This is a genomic window from Erwinia tasmaniensis Et1/99 (assembly GCF_000026185.1).
Classification (GTDB): domain Bacteria; phylum Pseudomonadota; class Gammaproteobacteria; order Enterobacterales; family Enterobacteriaceae; genus Erwinia; species Erwinia tasmaniensis.
On record NC_010694.1, the window covers coordinates 3,842,692 to 3,861,419 of the forward strand.

The window sequence follows — 18,728 nt, forward strand, 5'->3', positions numbered from 1 at the left end:
GACTTGTTGTGACTAAAGGGATTATAAAATGAAAGCATTTAAGCGTTGCCACATTGCCGGCTTTGTTGCCTGTTTGTCTCTGGCCAGCGCCAGCGGCTGCTCCAGTATGATGGCACACACTGGCCCCAACACGGGCTACTATCCCGGAACACGAGCCAGCGCGGCCGTTCTCACCGATGAAAACAGCAGCTGGATTATGCGGCCAATGGCGTTAATCGACCTGCCTTTCTCCGCCCTACTCGATACGCTGCTGTTGCCGGTCGATTATGTGACATCTGGCGATCGCGATTCACCCGGTGAGCGCGTACGCCGTAGCGAGCAGGCTAACCACACGGATACCATCATGTCGCAGACGATCGCCCCGGCTCCGGCCAGTCAACCCGCACCGTAAATATCTGACGGTGATCGGCACAGTCACGCATAAAGGCCACCCGCCTTCCATCCGGGGAGAAGACCACCGCATCCGCCACCGGTGGGGTAGCGCTGCGCTCACTGATCCTGCGTAACGCCCCGCTGGCAATATCACAGACGGTAATGCTGTTGTCATAAACAAACGCCAGCCCGCGGCCGTCAGGATGCCAGCTAAACGCTGACTGAATATCGCTGTCGCAGCGCGTGACCTGCCGGGGCAACCCTCCCAGCGGTGAAACCGTCCACAGCTGTACCCGCCCCACGTCATCCTTCATCAGAAACGCAATCGCGCTACCGTCGGGCGAGCTGCGCAACCAGTGGCGCGGCGTGGTCGCCAGGCCCGGATAAGCTCTTTGATCGGTATAAGTCAGGCGCTTCTGTTTGACGCCGGCGGGAGGCGCGGGCAACGTCATCGCCGTTCCTTCCAGCGGCGCCTGACCGGGAATGGCATAATCAGCATTTTTCTCCGGCAAATCGACGATAAACACCTCAGCCACTTTTTCCCCGCTGGCCGAGAGCGTGTCGCCGATAAACGCCAGCGCCCAGCGTTGCCGGCTGCCATCGGCGCGCAGGTAGCCCCGATTGCCCACCCAGCCCTCTTCGTAAGCGCGATTGATGTCGTCGCTGCCCGGCCGCGGCGTGGCCGTGGTCCGGCTCACCAACACGCAATAATGGCTGCCATCGTATTCTCGCGGATGTCTTTTCGGTGGACAAACCGCATGCAGCGGCAGGGCGATCCCCACGTTACGCAGATCCTGTCGTAGATCCCACTCGTGCATCACATGATCGTTATAGGTAAAGCTCAGACGCGATCCGTCCGGGCTGAAGACGTGCACATGGGAACCGCCGCGCAGCGCTCCGGCGGTAAATGGCGGTGTGATATCACAGGCGTCAAGATTTTCTGCTCGTCCTTGCTGAACCACCACGCCGCGCCGATGATGAAAGTCATAGTGCCAGCGCTCGTCCGGGTGTTCCGGGCCGTGAATAAACGCATAGCGCGGCGGCAGATCGGGACTGACGGTAACCACACCAACATAGGCACCGTTGCGCGCCTGATACAGCACCTCGGTGCTACCGCTGCCGATATGTATCCGCTCAATGGTCAGTCCGGTAAAAGAGGCGCCGTTAGGGCGCACGTCATAAGCCAGCCACTGACCGTCGGCGGTCCAGACGTTAATATTGGTAAGCTGATGATTGCGCGGCGCAAATGTAAGCTGGTTTTCTTTCATCGGAAATACCCTTAGCACGGTTTTGCTAAGGGTAATCCATTCACAGCCATGATGGTATCGGTCAGCGATCCGCCCGGTTAAAGTACGAACTTCTCAATCGCCCAGGCAACACCGTCTTCTGCGTTGGTTTTGGTGACAAACTGCGCCACAGCCTTCACCTTATCAATGCCGTTGCCCATGGCCACGCCGGTACCGGCATACTCCAGCATCGCCAGGTCGTTTTCCTGGTCGCCAATCGCCATCACTTCGTCGCTTGAAAGCTTCAGTCGCTCTGCCAGCAGCCGTACGCCCGCCCCTTTATTCACCCGCTTGTCGAGAATTTCGAGGTAGTAAGGCGAACTTTTCATAATGGTATAGCGCTGTAACGCTTCGTGCGGAATGCGGGCAATGGCCGCGTCCAGCAGTTCAGGAGGATCGATCATCATCACCTTCGGGAAGGTCAGGTTGCGATCCATTTCACTGACGCTGCGGTGACGCAGGGGAATACCGGTCATCCACGACTCATGGACGGTGTATTCGCTGATATCCTTATTCGCGGTAAACAGCTCGGTTTTGCTTAGCGCCTGGAAATGCACGCCCAGCGTACGTGACAGCTGTTCAAAATAGAGATAATCCTCGAAGGTGAGCGCCACTTCCGCCACACATTCGCCGTCAGCCGCCTGCTGCACCAGCGCGCCATTATTGGTAATGCAGTACTGGCCTTCCTGTTGTAAGCCCAGTTCCTGCAAATAGCGCTGTACGCCGATAAACGGCCGCCCGGTGGCAAGAACAACCGCAACGCCCTTATCACGCGCCGTTTGAATCGCCTGTCTGACCCGTGGCGTTATCTCATGCTGCGGATTAAGTAACGTGCCGTCCATATCAATCGCAATCAGTTTAATCGCCATATCATCCTCGTTAGCTAACGGTATCTCTGCATGCTAGCGCGATTCAGTTCACATTGACCAGCCGGAGTGTGCGAAAGCTTGATGCAGCAATCATCCGCTCAATTGAGAGAGCGCTGTGTCTGTTACTATCAGCATCCGTCACTGAAAATCGACAGGAGTTATTCTGCTATGAATGGGCTACTGGACATCCTCGCCGATATTCTCATTTTTTGGCCAACAGTCAGGGATAAACGAAAACGTAAAAACACAGACGTGAGGAAGCTGCCCTTTCGTAACATACCCGATCTGTCGCAGAAAAAAGATCCATCGAAGGGGAAGCAAAGCCGGGACTGAAGGGAGATAGTGCGTGGGGGAGGTAAACCTTATCAGACCTGAAGTGACGCGATCTGCGGGGAACCAACGGGGCAATCCGGCAACGCTGGGGCTGCCGGATTGTCTGGAGCGGGATCAGATATCGATATTGGCGGCGCGCAGGGCGTTTTCTTCAATAAAGGCGCGACGAGGTTCTACCGCATCGCCCATCAGCGTGGTAAACAGCTGATCGGCCGCAACGGCGTCTTTAATCGTCACGCGCAGCATACGGCGGCTGTCCGGGTCCATAGTGGTTTCCCACAGCTGCTCCGGGTTCATTTCTCCCAGACCTTTGTAGCGCTGAACCGACAGGCCACGGCGCGACTCTTTGCCTAACCACTCAATCGCCTGTTCAAAGCTGGCAATCGGCTGGCGGCGTTCACCCCGTTCGATATACGCATCTTCTTCGATCAGGCCACGCAGCTGCTCGCCAAGCGCGCAGATTTTGCGATATTCACCGCCGAGAACAAATTCGTTATCCAGCGGATAATCGGTATCCACACCGTGCGTACGCACGCGCAGTACCGGCTCGAAGAGATGCAGTTCGCGGTTTTCACGCACCATGCCGCTGTAGCTGCTGCCGTGCTGATCGTTATCGTTGAGATACGTCACCAGACCGTCCAGCCAGTTCTGTACCGGCGCTTGTGCCGACACGTCACCCAGCGTGGCGTGGTAAATCAGCGCATTCAGCAGCGCCATCGGATAGCGGCGCTCCATGCGTTTGATCATCTTGCGCGTGCTGTTGAACTCAGACACCAGGTCTTCCAGCGGCTTGCCGCCCAGCGCCGGAGCGCTGTCATTGGCGTGCAGCGTGGCACCGTCGAGGGCGATGGCAATTTGGTACTGATCCATCGCCTCGTCGTCTTTAATGTACTGTTCCTGCTTGCCTTTTTTTACCTTGTACAGCGGTGGCTGCGCAATATAGACGTGGCCGCGCTCGATGATTTCCGGCATCTGGCGATAAAAGAAGGTCAGCAGCAGGGTACGGATATGCGAGCCGTCGACGTCAGCATCGGTCATGATGATAATGCTGTGATAGCGCAGTTTGTCCGGGTTGTATTCGTCACGACCGATACCGCAGCCCAGCGCAGTGATCAGCGTGGCTACTTCCTGCGAAGCCAGCATCTTATCGAAGCGCGCCTTCTCGACGTTGAGGATTTTACCCTTCAACGGCAGGATGGCCTGATTTTTACGATTGCGGCCCTGTTTGGCTGAACCACCGGCGGAGTCGCCCTCCACCAGGTAGATTTCAGACAGCGCCGGGTCGCGTTCCTGGCAGTCGGCCAGCTTGCCCGGCAGCCCTGCCAGGTCCAGCGCGCCTTTACGGCGGGTCATTTCGCGTGCACGACGTGCCGCTTCACGCGCACGGGCCGCATCAATGATTTTTCCAACCACGATTTTCGCATCGCCCGGATGCTCCAGCAGGTATTCAGCCAGCAGTTCATTCATCTGCTGTTCAACCGCCGACTTCACCTCAGAGGAGACCAGCTTATCTTTGGTCTGTGAGGAGAATTTCGGGTCCGGCACTTTGACCGAGACCACCGCAATCAGACCTTCACGCGCATCGTCACCGGTGGCGCTCACTTTGGCCTTCTTGCTGTAACCTTCTTTATCCATGTAGGCATTCAGGGTACGGGTCATGGCGGCGCGGAAGCCTGCCAGGTGCGTACCGCCGTCGCGCTGCGGAATATTGTTGGTAAAGCAGTAGATGTTTTCCTGGAAACCGTCGTTCCATTGCAGGGCCACTTCCACGCCAATGCCGTCTTTCTCAGTGGAGAAATAGAACGCGTTGGGATGGATAGGCGTTTTGTTTTTGTTCAGATACTCAACGAACGCCTTGATACCGCCTTCATAGTGGTAATGATCGGTCTTACCGTCACGCTTATCTTCCAGCTTGATGGAGACGCCGGAGTTCAGGAACGACAGCTCACGCAGGCGTTTTGCCAGGATCTCGTATTCGAATTCGACAACGTTGGTAAACGTCTGGTGGCTCGGCCAGAAACGCACGCGCGTTCCGGTCAGGTCGGTTTCACCGGTGACATTCAGCGCGGCCTGGGGTACGCCGTGAACGTAGACCTGCTGGTGAACTTTGCCTTCACGACGGATGGTCAGTTCCAGTTTTTCCGACAGGGCGTTAACCACGGAAACGCCCACGCCGTGCAGGCCGCCGGACACTTTATAAGAGTTATCGTCAAACTTACCGCCGGCATGCAGCACGGTCATGATCACTTCAGCGGCAGAGATCCCCTCTTCTTCGTGAATACCGGTAGGGATACCACGGCCATCATCCTGTACCGATACAGAGTTATCGGCATGAATAGTCACAAGAATATCGGAGCAGTGACCGGCGAGGGCTTCGTCAATGGCGTTATCCACGACCTCAAATACCATGTGATGCAGACCGGTGCCGTCATCCGTATCGCCGATGTACATACCCGGGCGCTTGCGTACCGCATCCAGCCCCTTGAGAACTTTGATACTGGAGGAGTCATAAGAATTCGACATCAACTTTTCTCGCTCGTTTAATCTTCAGGTTGAACCGCTATTTTACCTTGTTCTACGTGGAACATCTTGCCCTTTTCGTCAGTCATGTCGAAGACGTGCTCCGCGGCAATGGCACTGACAAAAACCTGGGCCTGAGTGGCTTTTAAACGCGCTGCCAGCAGGTGGCGGCGTGTCTCATCCAGCTCAGAGGCAAAATCATCTATCAGATACAGGCAACGTTGCCCGTTCTGTCGGGTGAGAAACTCACCCTGCGCCAGCCTCAGGGCGCACATCAGCAGCTTTAACTGGCCGCGTGACAGCAAATCTTCCACCGGCGTGCCCTCTGCACGAATGCGGAAATCCGCTTTGTGCGGGCCGCTGGCGGTGTAGGTGAGCGCGCGGTCGCGCTCGAAGTTGCGTTCCAACAGCTCAGCGTAATGACTCTCTTTGTCCCAGCCGCGCTGGAAGGAGAAGCTCAGCTGAAATTCGGGCAGGAACTGCGCACAGGTGGCGCTGATATCCGCCGCAATGGCTTCGCTGTAGGCTGCACGCCACTGGCTGATCTGCTCGGCCAGCGGAGCCAGCTCCTGGTCCCAGGCGCGGATCTGCTGGTAGCGCGAAACCTGGCGCAGCGCGGCGTTTCGCTGCTTCAGCAGCCGACGCAGATTGCTCCAGGCGTGAAAAAAACCCGGCTCGTTGTGAAAACAGCCCCAGTCGATGTAGGCCCGGCGATATTTGGGTCCGCCGTTCAGCAGGGTGAACCCCTCCGGCGTAATCAGCTGCATGGGCAACATCTGCGCCAGCTCGGCCACTTTATGACCGTCGCTGCCGTCAATGCGTACCTTACTGTCACCGGCGCGATTTTTCGTCAGCCCAACGGAAATTTCACGTTCGGCAGTGGCGATACGCCCGTGCAGGACAAAGGCGTCCTGGTCATGGCGGATCACCCGACCGGCCTGCAAGCTGCGAAACGCACGGCCGTGGCCGAGAGTATAAATCGCTTCCAGCACGCTGGTTTTGCCACTGCCGTTTGGCCCGACCAGGAAGTTAAACCCCGGAGCCAGCGCCAGGTCCGCGTTTTCGATATTACGGAAGTCTTTGATAAGCAGGCGGGTTAAAGCCATAGCGGAGGAAATCCCAAAACAGGCGATGATGCGGCATCGCCCTGTCTTTTCTTGACGATAAACCAGGGCGTCAACGGTGCAGGCAGTTTGGGTGCGGCCAGCGCGCAAAAACCACAGCGTACACAAAGTACGTGAGGATTTTGGGCACTGCCCAATCCCAAAATGGCAAGCACGTTAGCCCGATAAATTACAACCTCATCGGCATAACGACATAGGCGGCAGACTGACTGGCCGCATCTTCAATCTGCACGCTGGAGACGGAATCGGTCAGCAGCAGACGCACGTTTTCGCACTTCAACGCGTTTAACACGTCCAGAACATAGCTGACGTTAAAGCCTATTTCGAGGTCGGTGCCACCATAAGTGACGTCCAGCATCTCTTCCGCCTCTTCCTGCTCCGGGTTATTAGCGGTAATTTTCAGCTGATTTTCGCTCACGTACAGACGAACGCCGCGGAACTTCTCGTTTGAGAGGATCGCCGCACGGGAAAAGGCCTGCTTCAGCAGATCGCAGCTGGCATCGAGGGTCTTATCCGGGTTCTTCGGCAATACGCGGCGATAATCAGGGAAACGACCATCCACCAGCTTGGAAGTGAAGATAAAGTCACCCACATGAGCACGGATATTATTGCTACCGATCTGTACCTGCAACAGGCTGTCACCGCCGTCCAGCAGTCGCACCAGCTCAATGACGCCTTTACGCGGCACGATCACCGAATGGCTCGGCAACGACTGGCCGACCGGCATGGAGCATACCGCCAGGCGATGACCGTCGGTGGCCACGGTGCGTAGCTCATCACCTTCGGTTTCAAACAGCATCCCGTTCAGGTAGTAACGCACGTCCTGATGGGCCATAGAAAACTGGGTGGCTTCGATCAGGCGCTTCATGGTGGCCTGCGGCAAGGTGAACTCAACCTCGCTCTGCCAGTCATCAAGATTCGGAAAATCGCTGGCTGGCAGGGTAGACAGAGAGAAACGGCTGCGGCCTGAGCGCACCAGCATTCTTTCGCCCTCCAGTATCACCGCAATTTCTGCCCCTTCCGGCAGGCCACGGCAGATATCAAAGAACTTGCGCGCGGGCACGGTGGTCGCACCCGGCTCATGATCCTGCGTTAGCGCAACGCGCGCCACCATTTCCATTTCCAGATCGGTACCGGTCAGCAACAGGGTGCCTTCCGTTACCTGTAACAACAGGTTGCCGAGGATCGGCAGCGTTGGACGGCCACCCAGCGGGCTGCTTACCTGCTGTAATGGTTTGAGTAAAAGCTCACGTTCTACAGTAAATTTCATAGTCAGGAAGATAATGTTCTGATTAGATTTGAGAAATCTTCTTTAATGTCGTGACTCTCTTCACGCAGCTGCTCGATTTTACGGCAGGCATGTAGCACCGTGGTATGATCACGACCCCCAAAAGCATCACCGATTTCCGGCAGACTGTGGTTGGTCAATTCTTTTGCCATCGCCATCGCCATCTGGCGCGGACGGGCCACCGAACGCGAACGGCGCTTCGACAGCAGGTCGGCCACCTTAATTTTATAATATTCAGCCACCGTCTTTTGAATATTATCGATGGTCACCAGCTTCTCCTGCAACGCCAGCAGGTCACGTAGCGCTTCACGCACGAAATCGATAGTAATCGCACGGCCGGTGAAGTTGGCATTGGCGATCACCCGGTTCAGCGCCCCTTCCAGCTCGCGTACGTTTGAACGCAGACGTTTGGCAATAAAGAAAGCCACTTCGCCCGGCAGGCGAATGTCATTTTCATCGGCTTTCTTCATCAGGATCGCTACGCGAGTTTCCAGCTCCGGCGGCTCGATCGCGACCGTCAATCCCCAACCGAAGCGCGATTTCAGGCGATCTTCAACCCCGTTGATCTCTTTCGGGTAACGATCCGAGGTCAGGATGATCTGCTGATTACCTTCAAGCAGGGCGTTGAAGGTGTGGAAAAATTCTTCCTGCGAGCGCTCTTTATTAGCAAAGAACTGAATATCATCGATTAGCAGCGCATCAACCGAGCGATAGTAGCGTTTAAACTCTTCGATCGCGTTGTTCTGCAGCGCCTTAACCATATCCTGCACGAAACGCTCGGAGTGCATATACACCACTTTCGCGTTGGGTTTACGCGCCATGATCCCGTTCCCCACCGCATGTAACAGGTGAGTTTTACCCAGGCCCGTACCGCCATAAAGGAACAGGGGGTTATACGCCCCGCCGGGGTTATCGGCCACCTGACGTGCCGCCGCACGCGCCAGCTGGTTTGATTTACCCTCAACAAAGTTGTCGAAATTATGTTTGGTATTGACGTTTGAGCGGTAGGAAAGCTCTGCCAATGCCGGCACGTTATCCCAGCTCGGGCGAGTGGGTGCCGGGCGGCTCACCACGCCGGGTGCGCTGGCATGTGCGCTGACCATTACCGGCTGACTGATCGCCTGAGCCACGGGCTTGCTGCCCACTTCAAAGCGCAGCAAAGGCACGTTCGCCCCGCAGAACTCATTTAGCAACGCATTGATGTTATTGAGGTATTTATCTCGAACCCAGTCGAGCACAAAACGGTTTGGTGCATACAAGGCCAGCGTATTGTCGTTCAGCTCGGCCTGCAAGGGGCGTATCCACATGCTGAATTCGGTGGCAGGTAGTTCATCCTGCAGGCGGGCAAGACACTGTTGCCAAAGCGTAAGTGACACGGCGGACTCCACTCGAAAAAGTTCGATAAGTAACAAAGGTACTGAAGCGATAATTTCATCATTGTTGACGCATGCCGAAGAGACGCATGCGAACCGCTATCCGCGGTTACTCCGCCCGTGCCCGATATCTTTCATGCTTTCGAGAACGATCGACCCGGAGGATCTCTAGCGGAAGGGCGGATCATAGCGTAAAGCGCGACAGAGATCTTCACTTTCTACACAGTTTTGATCCAATTTATCCACAGGTGCGGATCCTGAGGATAAGTTTACGCCACCTTGTGCAAAAGGCACTCCGCATCGTCCGCAATTTGTGAAATCAATCGGCTCGGCTCGCTAAGATGGACAATATGACGTCGACGGATCGCGTTAAGATCCTGCGCGATCCTTGCGATTTTTAGCGGACGCCGTATAATTCTTGCCCCGGCATGTGCGCCATAGCCCTTTTGGATGATTTTTAGGTTCACTACGGGCAATCAAGACGCGCTTTGCACGCGAAGTAAATTGACTCTGGACTGTACAATTATTACAATCCCGCCTCTTTATTAAAGACACACTGAGGCGTCGGTCTTTTTTTCGGGCCAGATACGCGTCACAAGTGAAATTTTTCAAGTTTAGGTAGAAATCGCCATGAAACGCACTTTTCAACCGTCCGTACTGAAGCGTAACCGTTCACACGGTTTCCGTGCTCGTATGGCAAATAAAAATGGTCGTCAGGTTCTGGCACGTCGTCGTGCTAAAGGCCGTTCTCGTCTGACCGTTTCTAAGTAATAAAAGCTAACCGCTGAGTGGTTAAGCTCGCATTTCCCAGGGAGTTACGTTTGTTAACTCCCACTCACTTCACTTTCGTCTTCCAGCAGCCACAACGGGCTGGCACGCCGCAAATCACCATTCTCGGCCGCCTGAACGCGCTGGGGCATCCCCGCATCGGTCTTACCGTCGCGAAAAAACATGTTAAACGTGCGCATGAACGCAATCGGATCAAGCGATTGACCCGAGAAAGTTTCCGCCTGCGTCAGCATGAACTTCCGGCGATGGACTTTGTGATCGTTGCAAAAAAGGGCATTGGTGAGCTGGATAACCATGCACTGACGGAAGCGTTGGAGAAATTATGGCGTCGCCATTGTCGCTTGGCTCGCGGCTCTTAATCGGGCTGGTACGCGTCTATCAACGCGTTATCAGCCCGCTGTTAGGACCCCACTGCCGTTTTCATCCCAGCTGTTCGCAATACGCTATCGAGGCGTTGCGTCGGTTTGGGATAGTAAAAGGGAGTTGGTTGGCGATGAAACGCATATTAAAATGCCACCCTTTGAACCCGGGTGGCGACGACCCGGTGCCGCCACACAACCATTGATACCAGAGAACATTAACGATGGATTCGCAACGCAATCTCTTCCTCATCGCTTTTCTGTTCGTGTCCTTTATGATCTGGCAAGCCTGGCAGACGGATAACGCTCCGCAGCCACTGCAAACCCAGACCACACAGAACACGACCAGCGCAGCAGGTGATGCCGTCAATCAGGGTGTACCTGCCAGCGGACAGGGCAAAACGATCACCGTTAAGACTGATGTCCTGTCTTTAAACATTAATACGCGCGGTGGCGACATCGATCAGGCACAGCTGCTGACCTACCCGGATAAACTGGGTTCAGACCAGCCTTTCCTGCTGCTGGAATCCACTCCAGGCTTCCTCTATCAGGCGCAGAGCGGCCTGACAGGGCGTAACGGCCCGGATAACCCGGCTAACGGCGCACGCCCTCTTTACACCAGCGGTCAGGATCATTTCGAGCTTGCCAATGGGCAGGGCGAGCTGCGTATCCCGCTGACCTTTACCGCAGAAAATGGCGTCACCTACACCAAGACTTTCGTCCTGAAGCGCGGTGAATATGCTATCGGCGTCGATTATCAGATCAACAACACCACCCAGCAGCCGCTGGAAGTGTCGATGTTTGGTCAGCTGAAGCAGACAATTGACCTGCCGAAGCATCGCGATACCGGCAGCAGCAATTTTGCCCTGCATACCTTCCGTGGTGCGGCTTACTCCAGCAGCGAAACCAACTACGAGAAGTACAAATTCGATACCATCCGCGATAACGAAAATCTCAGCACCACCACTAACAATGGTTGGGTAGCGATGCTACAGCAGTATTTCGCCACCGCATGGGTCCCGCAGACGGCGGGCAGCAACACCCTTTATACCAGCAATCTGGGTAACGGTGTTGCCGCTATCGGTTATAAATCTGCACCGGTGATCGTCGCCGCAGGTTCCCAGCAGCAGCTGGCAGCTACGCTGTGGGTTGGACCTGAAATTCAGGACAAAATGGCGGCGGTTGCGCCACATCTTGATCTGACCGTGGATTATGGCTGGCTATGGTTTATCTCGCAGCCGCTGTTTAAGCTGCTGAAATTCCTGCATGGCTTTATCGGTAACTGGGGCTTCTCAATTATCGTTATCACCTTTATCGTGCGCGGCATCATGTACCCGCTGACCAAAGCGCAGTACACCTCAATGGCAAAAATGCGCATGCTGCAGCCCAAGATTCAGGCAATGCGTGAGCGTTTAGGTGATGATAAGCAGCGTATGAGCCAGGAAATGATGGCGCTGTACAAGGCAGAGAAGGTCAACCCGCTGGGTGGCTGTCTGCCGCTGGTTATCCAGATGCCTATCTTCCTGGCCCTGTATTACATGCTGATGGGCTCGGTGGAGCTGCGCCATGCGCCGTTCGCGCTGTGGATCCATGACCTTGCTGCACAAGACCCGTACTACATCCTGCCGATCCTGATGGGCGTGACGATGTTCTTCATTCAGAAGATGTCTCCGACCACAGTGACCGACCCGATGCAGCAGAAGATCATGACCTTTATGCCGGTGATTTTCACCGTCTTCTTCCTGTGGTTCCCGTCAGGACTGGTGCTGTACTACATCGTCAGTAACCTGGTCACGATCCTCCAGCAGCAGCTGATTTACCGCGGGCTGGAAAAACGTGGCCTGCACAGCCGCGACAAGAAAAAGGCGTAATTTCAGTCCGTGCTAAAATAAGGCACGATGTCTATCATAAGGCGGTCAGTTGACCGCCTTATTTTTTTGCATAAAAGAGAATTCAACATGAACCATAGCGATACCATCGTCGCCCAGGCGACCCCGCCGGGCCGTGGCGGCGTCGGCATCCTGCGTGTTTCCGGCAGCAAGGCGGCCGAGGTTGCGCAGCTTCTGCTGGGTAAACTGCCAAAACCACGTTACGCCGATTATCTGCCGTTCCGCGACGCGGACGGTAGCACCCTCGATCAGGGAATTGCGCTGTGGTTTCCCGGCCCGAATTCCTTTACTGGTGAAGACGTGCTGGAATTCCAGGGCCATGGAGGGCCGGTGATCCTCGACCTGCTGCTGAAGCGCATCCTGTCGCTACCCGGACTGCGCATCGCCAATCCTGGTGAGTTCTCCGAACGCGCCTTCCTGAATGACAAGCTGGATCTGGCCCAGGCGGAGGCAATTGCCGACCTGATCGATGCCAGTTCAGAGCAGGCGGCACGTTCAGCGGTCAACTCCTTACAGGGCGTCTTTTCCACCCGCGTTAACCATCTTGTGGAAGCACTTACTCACCTGCGGATATATGTAGAAGCTGCGATCGACTTTCCAGATGAAGAAATCGACTTCCTGTCGGATGGCAAAATAGAGGCGCAACTTCACCAGGTCATTCACAACCTCGCTGAGGTGCGCAGCGAAGCACGCCAGGGGAGCCTGCTGCGTGAAGGGATGAAGGTGGTGATCGCCGGGCGGCCAAATGCCGGTAAATCCAGCCTGCTGAACGCCCTCGCCGGACGCGAAGCGGCCATTGTGACCGATATTGCCGGCACCACGCGTGACGTGCTGCGTGAACATATCCATATTGACGGAATGCCGCTGCATATCATTGATACCGCCGGACTGCGCGAGGCCAGCGATGAGGTCGAACGTATTGGCATTGAGCGTGCATGGCATGAGATTGAACAGGCGGATCATGTGCTGTTTATGGTCGATGGAACCACCACGGAGGCCACAAACCCGGCAGAGATTTGGCCAGACTTTATTGCCCGGCTGCCAGAGTCATTACCGGTTACCGTGGTACGCAATAAGGCGGATATCACAGGTGAGACAAGGGGCGTTGAAGAAGTAAATGGTCACTCACTTATTCGCCTGTCGGCACGCACCGGCGAAGGCATTGAAAACCTGCGCGACCATTTAAAATCGAGCATGGGCTTTTCCGGCAATATGGAAGGCGGTTTTCTCGCCCGCCGCCGCCATCTTCAGGCTCTTGAGTTAGCGGCCACTCACCTGGAGCAGGGAAAACACCAGCTGCTGGCCGCCTGGGCGGGAGAGTTACTGGCGGAAGAACTGCGTCTGGCGCAGCAGGCGCTCAGTGAGATCACCGGCGAGTTTAGCTCCGACGATCTGCTGGGGCGGATTTTCTCCAGCTTCTGTATTGGAAAATAATCATGCCGGTGGGAGAACACAATCCTACCGGCAAAAAAAATAGTGGAATGTCTAAAATCTGAAATTGCGCCAATAAATGGAATCCAGATGAAAAATATTAGGGAAATTCCTACAATTACAGGAATGATTACCCGACCATTTTCATGGAGCGACAGATGGCAAGTCATTTTGCACGCTGGGCACTCGCCCAAAGCAGGCCTAAGGTCCACCGAATACCTCAGCAGGTCATTGAATACGCTTCAATTTTTAACGAAAGGCGGCGCGCGCGTTTTCTGGCGGCCCGCACCCTACTCGCTGAACTGATGTTCAAAATCTATGGCATTCCGAAACTTCCCGGCATGATTGCCAGCAGCAACGGCCGCCCACGTTTTTCCGATCCTGACCTACCTGATTTCAGCTTCGCCTATGCCGGTAATGTGGTTGGGGTACTGTTAGCCGAGGAAGCAGAACACGTTGGGCTGGATATCGAGATGGTTCGGGCGCACAGTCGGCAAACGCTGGAAAGCCACTTTGAGTATCTCTCTTCGGGGGAAAAGGCGTGGATCCACGCGCAGAATGATGCCATTGAGGCCTCAACTCAACTCTGGACCCTGCGCCAAAGCATTCTCAAACTGACCGACGAAGGAATTAATAGTGAAGGCTCACTTCAACTGCATCCAGCGTCTGGCAGGCTACGCTCCGTCACCAGGCAGGATATTCAGGCGCTCTGTGACGTTGAGCCCCTACTGGTCTGGTCCTGTGCGCTTTCGCCAGGAAATGACCGACTAAAGTTGTGGGAATATCACGAAGATGACGCCCTGGAGTCACTGCGAGAGATTAACCTGCATGCCAAAAATATGGGGCCTTGCACGCTGCGCCTGACCAGCCTGCCCGCAGAAAGGCAGATACATCACTCCTGAGAATACGGGTGGCGTAACCACCCGTACGAATTAATGTGCGTCAACAAACACTATCTTCGCAACAAAAAGCAGCGCCACCACCACGACACAGGGGCTGATTTCACGCCAGCGCCCGGTACCCAGCTTCATCACACAATAAGAGATGAAGCCCAATGCGATACCTTCTGTAATTGAAAAGCTGAACGGCATCATCACCGCAGTGACAAAGGCTGGCACCGCTTCGGTCAGATCGTCCCATTTCACGCGCGACAGGCTTGACGTCATCAGCACCCCAACGTAGATCAGCGCGCCAGCCGCCGCATAGGCAGGCACCATAGCGGCCAGTGGAGAAAGGAACATCACCAGCAGGAAAAGCAGGCCGGTCACGACCGCCATCAGGCCAGTGCGGCCGCCGATAGATACGCCGGAAGAACTTTCGATATAGGCCGTCACCGAAGACGTTCCGATCAATGAACCCGCCACAGAGCTGATACTGTCGACATACAGCGCCTGTTTCATGCGCGGGAACGTGCCTTTTTCATCACTCAGGCCGGCTTTATCCGTTACGCCAATCAGCGTGCCTGATGAGTCGAACAGGTTAACCAGCATAAAGGAGAAGATGATACCGGCCATGCCGACATTCAGGGAATCCTTCAGGTTAACTTGGCCTATCACCGACGTGACGGCAGGCGGCGCGGAGAAAACGCCGGTGAACTTAACATCGCCAATGGCCAGTCCAATCGCCGTTGTCACAACAATCGATACCAGCACCGCCGCATGAATATTGCGTGATGCCAGCACGGCGATAATAAAGAAGCCCAGCGCGCCGAGCAGCACGCTGTGTGACGTCAGGTTACCGATGGTGACCAGCGTGGCTTCGCTTGGCACGATAATGCCGGTATTCTTCAGCCCCATCAGGGCGATAAACAGACCAATACCGGCCGTGATCCCCACACGCAGGCTTAAGGGAATGTTGGCGATCATCCAGTAACGCACGCGAAACAGCGTGAGCAGCAGCAGGCCTACGGCCCCCCAGAAGATGGCACCCATTCCAATCTGCCAGGAAATTCCCATCGCCCCAACCACAACAAAAGCGAAGAAGGCGTTCAGCCCCATTGCCGGAGCCAACGCAACGGGCAGGTTTGCCACCAGCCCCATCAGAATGCTGCCGAAAGCGGCGATCAGGCAGGTTGTGACAAATACCGCCTGAGTATCCATGCCCGCTACGCCGAGGATTTGCGGATTCACGAAGACGATATACACCATCGTTAGAAAAGTGGTAAATCCGGCAATCACCTCGGTACGCACGGTGGTGCCATGTTCCTGTAGTTTAAAAATCCGTTGTAACAGACCGGGATTAGTCATTGTGTGATTCCAATACGGAGAAAAGTTATCGGCGGTTATCCTAACTCATTAATACGGTTTTGGGATGTTGATAACCCGGTTTTTTCGCAACCGATTGCGCTTCGCGCGCCCTTAACCCTGTCACCCGATATGATCCGCGTTTCAGGCCGCAGGCCGAGCCCCGTATACCCCGGTTGCAGAGAAGATATGGCCAATAGCAGGGATGAAAAACGGGAAGGCATCTGACAAACAGAGCGGACAGGCCGGTACGCCGGCCTTGGCTGAATTTACGCTGGATTGCCTTATTCAGATCCCGCGTTATTCTGTTTAATATCTTTCAGATGCCGCAGAACGGTTTCAAGACTCACGCCGAGCGTACGCGCAATATCTCTCTGTTCTAAACCTTCATTCGTCATCTCATTTATCGTTCTCTGCATGTCAGGTCTGGAACCTGCATAGTAGAAATGAAGTTGAAAGGTTTTCAGACAGCCCTGACAGCGGTAGCGTTGTATTCCTGAAGCGGAACGCCCATTACGACGTATCCTGTTTTTTTCCCTACAACGCGGGCAGGAAATATCTCCCATAATCATAAAAATCACTCCTGGTACGAAACGTTAAAGATAAAAAAAACAGCATGAACACATCCTTAATTCACGGCTCTAATAGAAAAAAGGCATTAAATACATTAAGTTAAAACAATTAATCATCATTCAATCCCGCGCAGGAATGATAAAAATGAGACACTTTGCCAACCCCGGCGCGCAAAAAATTATCGGCAACAGGTCATAATCGGTGTTGAAAGATATAAGCTTTGCTGTAAATAACAATATTTTACAATAATAACCATATCTTCACTTATTGTAAAAAATAAAAAAAGAGAGGAAGGTCGAGAGAGTGGGTTAGTCAGAGTTAAATAAAAATTCAGGATATGAATAAATAAAAAAACCTCGAATGCCATTTTTATTCAAAACAAAAGGTCGCATATAAAAATAATGCGATTATTTTATTTCCGCCCACGGCCCGTCAGGTATAACCGTCTTTCTGCGTCAAATAATCACGAAGAAAAACGAGAAATACCTTTATCACTTTATATTTAAGGCCGATTTTTCCACGAGTGAGCAGGCTTTATATCCATCAGGCACCCGTATGACGGGTTAAATATGACGAGGGATCGCGGCGATGAACAGTTAGAACTTTCCGATGCCGACAGGTGCTGCACAGGAGGAGCGGCGACCAGGTCACCAGCCAGTGAGGCGCTTAGCGGCAGAGGGGTTGGCAAAACAGGGCGTGCCGCAGAGTCAGCACGCCAGAGAGAGGTCAGGCGGGGTTACTGCCGTTGCCGTCACCGGCCAGCAGTTTATCCAGCTGGTCGCCGCCGACGTGACGGAAATCGTGGCCTTTAATAAAGTAGAAAATAATCTCACAGATATTCTGACAACGGTCGCCAATACGCTCGATGGCGCGGGCGCAAAACAGAGCCGTCAGCACGCTTGGAATGGTCCGTGGATCTTCCATCATATAGGTCATCAGCTGGCGAACAATGCCCTCGTACTCCTGATCAACCTTTCTATCCTCGCGGTAAATCTCAATCGCCGCGTTAAGATCCATACGTGCGAACGCATCCAGCACGTCATGCAGCATCTGAATGGTATGATGCCCCAGTGACTCCAGGCTCACCAGCAGGGGCTGATGCTGCTGGGAAAACTTCTCCAGCGCGGTGCGGCTAATTTTCTCGGCCACGTCGCCAATGCGCTCCAGTTCAGAGATGGTTTTGATGATCGCCATGACCAGACGCAGGTCGCTGGCCGCGGGTTGACGCTTGGCGATGATACGCACGCAGGCTTCATCAATCTCCACTTCCATCATATTGACCTTCTGGTCACCCTCGATCACCTTATTGGCCAGCTCTGCATCCTGATTGTGCATTGCGACGATCGCGTCCGTTAACTGCTGTTCTACCATGCCGCCCATCGTCATAACCTGGGTGCGGATGTGCTCCAGCTCGGCATTGAACTGGCCGGAGATGTGTTTGTTCAGATTCAGGCTATCCATTGTTTTCTCCAGCCATATCAACCGTAGCGGCCGGTGATATAGTCTTCAGTCTGCTTCTGTTGTGGTGTGGTAAACAGCGTATCGGTCTCGCTGTACTCAATCAGTTCACCGAGATACATAAACGCCGTGCGGTCGGAGCAGCGAGCTGCCTGCTGCATATTATGAGTCACGATCACCACCGTGTAATCCTGTTTCAGTTCGGTAATCAGCTCCTCAATACGCCCGGTTGAAATCGGGTCGAGCGCCGAACAGGGCTCATCCAGCAGCAGCACTTCCGGGCGAATGGCGATACCGCGCGCGATGCAAAGACGCTGCTGCTGGCCGCCGGAAAGACTGTAACCGCTCTGATGCAGCTTATCTTTGGTTTCCATCCACAGCGCCGCTTTGGTGAGTGCCCACTGCACACGTTCGTCCATATCGGCACGCGACAGCTTTTCAAACAGACGCACGCCGAAAGCAATATTGTCGTAAATCGACATCGGAAATGGCGTTGGCTTCTGGAAGACCATCCCCACGCGCGCGCGCAGCAGAGCAATGTCCTGGCTGGCGGTCAAAATATTTTCGCCATCCAGCAGTATCTCGCCTTCCGCCCGCTGATCGGGATACAGCGAAAACATCTTGTTAAAGGTGCGCAACAGGGTGGATTTTCCACAGCCGGATGGCCCGATAAACGCCGTCACCTGGTTTTTGGCAATATCCAGATTGATGTTTTTAAGCGCATGGAATTTTCCGTAATAGAAATTCAAATTGCGAACCTGAATTGTCTGTGCGGAAGTATTATCAACCATTTTTATCTCACTTAGTCCGCGCCGTCTGCG

Annotated in this window: 16 protein-coding genes and 1 pseudogene; 7 read left to right on the forward strand and 10 right to left on the reverse strand. The window is 54.5% G+C overall.

The genetic code is table 11. The features are described from left to right. Positions 1 to 28: 28 nt before the first annotated feature. Entirely contained in the window at positions 29 to 391 is a 363-nt protein-coding gene (locus tag ETA_RS18420; RefSeq protein WP_012443116.1) for a YceK/YidQ family lipoprotein, read from the forward strand. On the opposite strand, the gene ETA_RS18425 is transcribed toward ETA_RS18420, so the two are convergent. The 6 genes from ETA_RS18425 to dnaA all read right to left on the reverse strand — a co-directional run bounded on the left by ETA_RS18425 (position 342) and on the right by dnaA (position 9,168). Next, positions 342 to 1,640 (reverse strand): DUF3748 domain-containing protein, encoded by a 1,299-nt coding sequence (locus tag ETA_RS18425; RefSeq protein WP_042959219.1) that lies wholly within the window; start codon positions 1,638 to 1,640, stop codon positions 342 to 344. The genes ETA_RS18420 and ETA_RS18425 overlap by 50 nt on opposite strands. 77 nt (positions 1,641 to 1,717) lie before the next feature. Continuing rightward, a complete protein-coding gene (gene yidA / locus ETA_RS18430) occupies positions 1,718 to 2,527 on the reverse strand; it encodes a sugar-phosphatase (RefSeq protein WP_012443118.1) in 810 nt (269 codons plus the stop codon). A gap of 447 nt (positions 2,528 to 2,974) precedes the next feature. Then, the gene (gyrB, locus tag ETA_RS18435) at positions 2,975 to 5,383 is read right to left on the reverse strand and encodes a DNA topoisomerase (ATP-hydrolyzing) subunit B (RefSeq protein ID WP_012443119.1); all 2,409 of its coding nucleotides are present in this window, start codon (positions 5,381 to 5,383) and stop codon (positions 2,975 to 2,977) included. A 17-nt stretch (positions 5,384 to 5,400) separates the two neighbouring features. Further along, positions 5,401 to 6,486 carry a DNA replication/repair protein RecF gene (recF, locus tag ETA_RS18440; protein WP_012443120.1) on the reverse strand — a complete coding sequence of 362 codons (1,086 nt, stop codon included), beginning with the start codon at positions 6,484 to 6,486 and terminating at the stop codon, positions 5,401 to 5,403. A 187-nt stretch (positions 6,487 to 6,673) separates the two neighbouring features. Further along, positions 6,674 to 7,774 carry a DNA polymerase III subunit beta gene (dnaN, locus tag ETA_RS18445; protein ID WP_012443121.1) on the reverse strand — a complete coding sequence of 367 codons (1,101 nt, stop codon included), beginning with the start codon at positions 7,772 to 7,774 and terminating at the stop codon, positions 6,674 to 6,676. Between the two features lie 2 nt (positions 7,775 to 7,776). Continuing rightward, positions 7,777 to 9,168: a chromosomal replication initiator protein DnaA gene (gene dnaA / locus ETA_RS18450; protein ID WP_012443122.1), complete on the reverse strand. Its 1,392-nt coding sequence runs from the start codon at positions 9,166 to 9,168 to the stop codon at positions 7,777 to 7,779. Between the two features lie 627 nt (positions 9,169 to 9,795). Between dnaA and rpmH the strand changes: the two genes are divergently transcribed. The 6 genes and pseudogenes from rpmH to ETA_RS18475 all read left to right on the forward strand — a co-directional run bounded on the left by rpmH (position 9,796) and on the right by ETA_RS18475 (position 14,535). Beyond that, the gene (gene rpmH, locus ETA_RS18455; RefSeq protein WP_003023858.1) at positions 9,796 to 9,936 is read left to right on the forward strand and encodes a 50S ribosomal protein L34; all 141 of its coding nucleotides are present in this window, start codon (positions 9,796 to 9,798) and stop codon (positions 9,934 to 9,936) included. A 17-nt stretch (positions 9,937 to 9,953) separates the two neighbouring features. After that, positions 9,954 to 10,313 carry a ribonuclease P protein component gene (gene rnpA, locus ETA_RS19515; RefSeq protein WP_004161182.1) on the forward strand — a complete coding sequence of 120 codons (360 nt, stop codon included), beginning with the start codon at positions 9,954 to 9,956 and terminating at the stop codon, positions 10,311 to 10,313. After that, positions 10,277 to 10,535: pseudogene (gene yidD, locus ETA_RS19520) on the forward strand (membrane protein insertion efficiency factor YidD). The gene rnpA and the pseudogene yidD overlap by 37 nt, the downstream one beginning before the upstream one ends. A gap of 2 nt (positions 10,536 to 10,537) precedes the next feature. Next, positions 10,538 to 12,184: a membrane protein insertase YidC gene (yidC, locus tag ETA_RS18465; RefSeq protein ID WP_012443123.1), complete on the forward strand. Its 1,647-nt coding sequence runs from the start codon at positions 10,538 to 10,540 to the stop codon at positions 12,182 to 12,184. A gap of 87 nt (positions 12,185 to 12,271) precedes the next feature. Further along, complete coding sequence (mnmE, locus tag ETA_RS18470; protein ID WP_012443124.1) at positions 12,272 to 13,636, forward strand: tRNA uridine-5-carboxymethylaminomethyl(34) synthesis GTPase MnmE; 1,365 nt, start codon at positions 12,272 to 12,274, stop codon at positions 13,634 to 13,636. Positions 13,637 to 13,791: 155 nt separating this feature from the next. After that, positions 13,792 to 14,535, forward strand: coding sequence for a 4'-phosphopantetheinyl transferase family protein (locus ETA_RS18475; RefSeq protein WP_042959221.1), 744 nt, complete (start codon positions 13,792 to 13,794; stop codon positions 14,533 to 14,535). Positions 14,536 to 14,565: 30 nt separating this feature from the next. Here the strand turns inward: ETA_RS18475 and ETA_RS18480 are convergent, their stop codons facing one another. The 4 genes from ETA_RS18480 to pstB all read right to left on the reverse strand — a co-directional run bounded on the left by ETA_RS18480 (position 14,566) and on the right by pstB (position 18,698). Then, positions 14,566 to 15,879 carry an NCS2 family permease gene (locus tag ETA_RS18480; protein WP_012443126.1) on the reverse strand — a complete coding sequence of 438 codons (1,314 nt, stop codon included), beginning with the start codon at positions 15,877 to 15,879 and terminating at the stop codon, positions 14,566 to 14,568. A gap of 281 nt (positions 15,880 to 16,160) precedes the next feature. Next, positions 16,161 to 16,448, reverse strand: coding sequence for an IS1 family transposase (locus ETA_RS18485; protein ID WP_042959222.1), 288 nt, complete (start codon positions 16,446 to 16,448; stop codon positions 16,161 to 16,163). Positions 16,449 to 17,175: 727 nt separating this feature from the next. Next, positions 17,176 to 17,910 carry a phosphate signaling complex protein PhoU gene (gene phoU, locus ETA_RS18490; protein WP_012443127.1) on the reverse strand — a complete coding sequence of 245 codons (735 nt, stop codon included), beginning with the start codon at positions 17,908 to 17,910 and terminating at the stop codon, positions 17,176 to 17,178. Positions 17,911 to 17,927: 17 nt separating this feature from the next. Further along, the gene (gene pstB / locus ETA_RS18495; RefSeq protein ID WP_012443128.1) at positions 17,928 to 18,698 is read right to left on the reverse strand and encodes a phosphate ABC transporter ATP-binding protein PstB; all 771 of its coding nucleotides are present in this window, start codon (positions 18,696 to 18,698) and stop codon (positions 17,928 to 17,930) included. Positions 18,699 to 18,728: the final 30 nt, after the last annotated feature.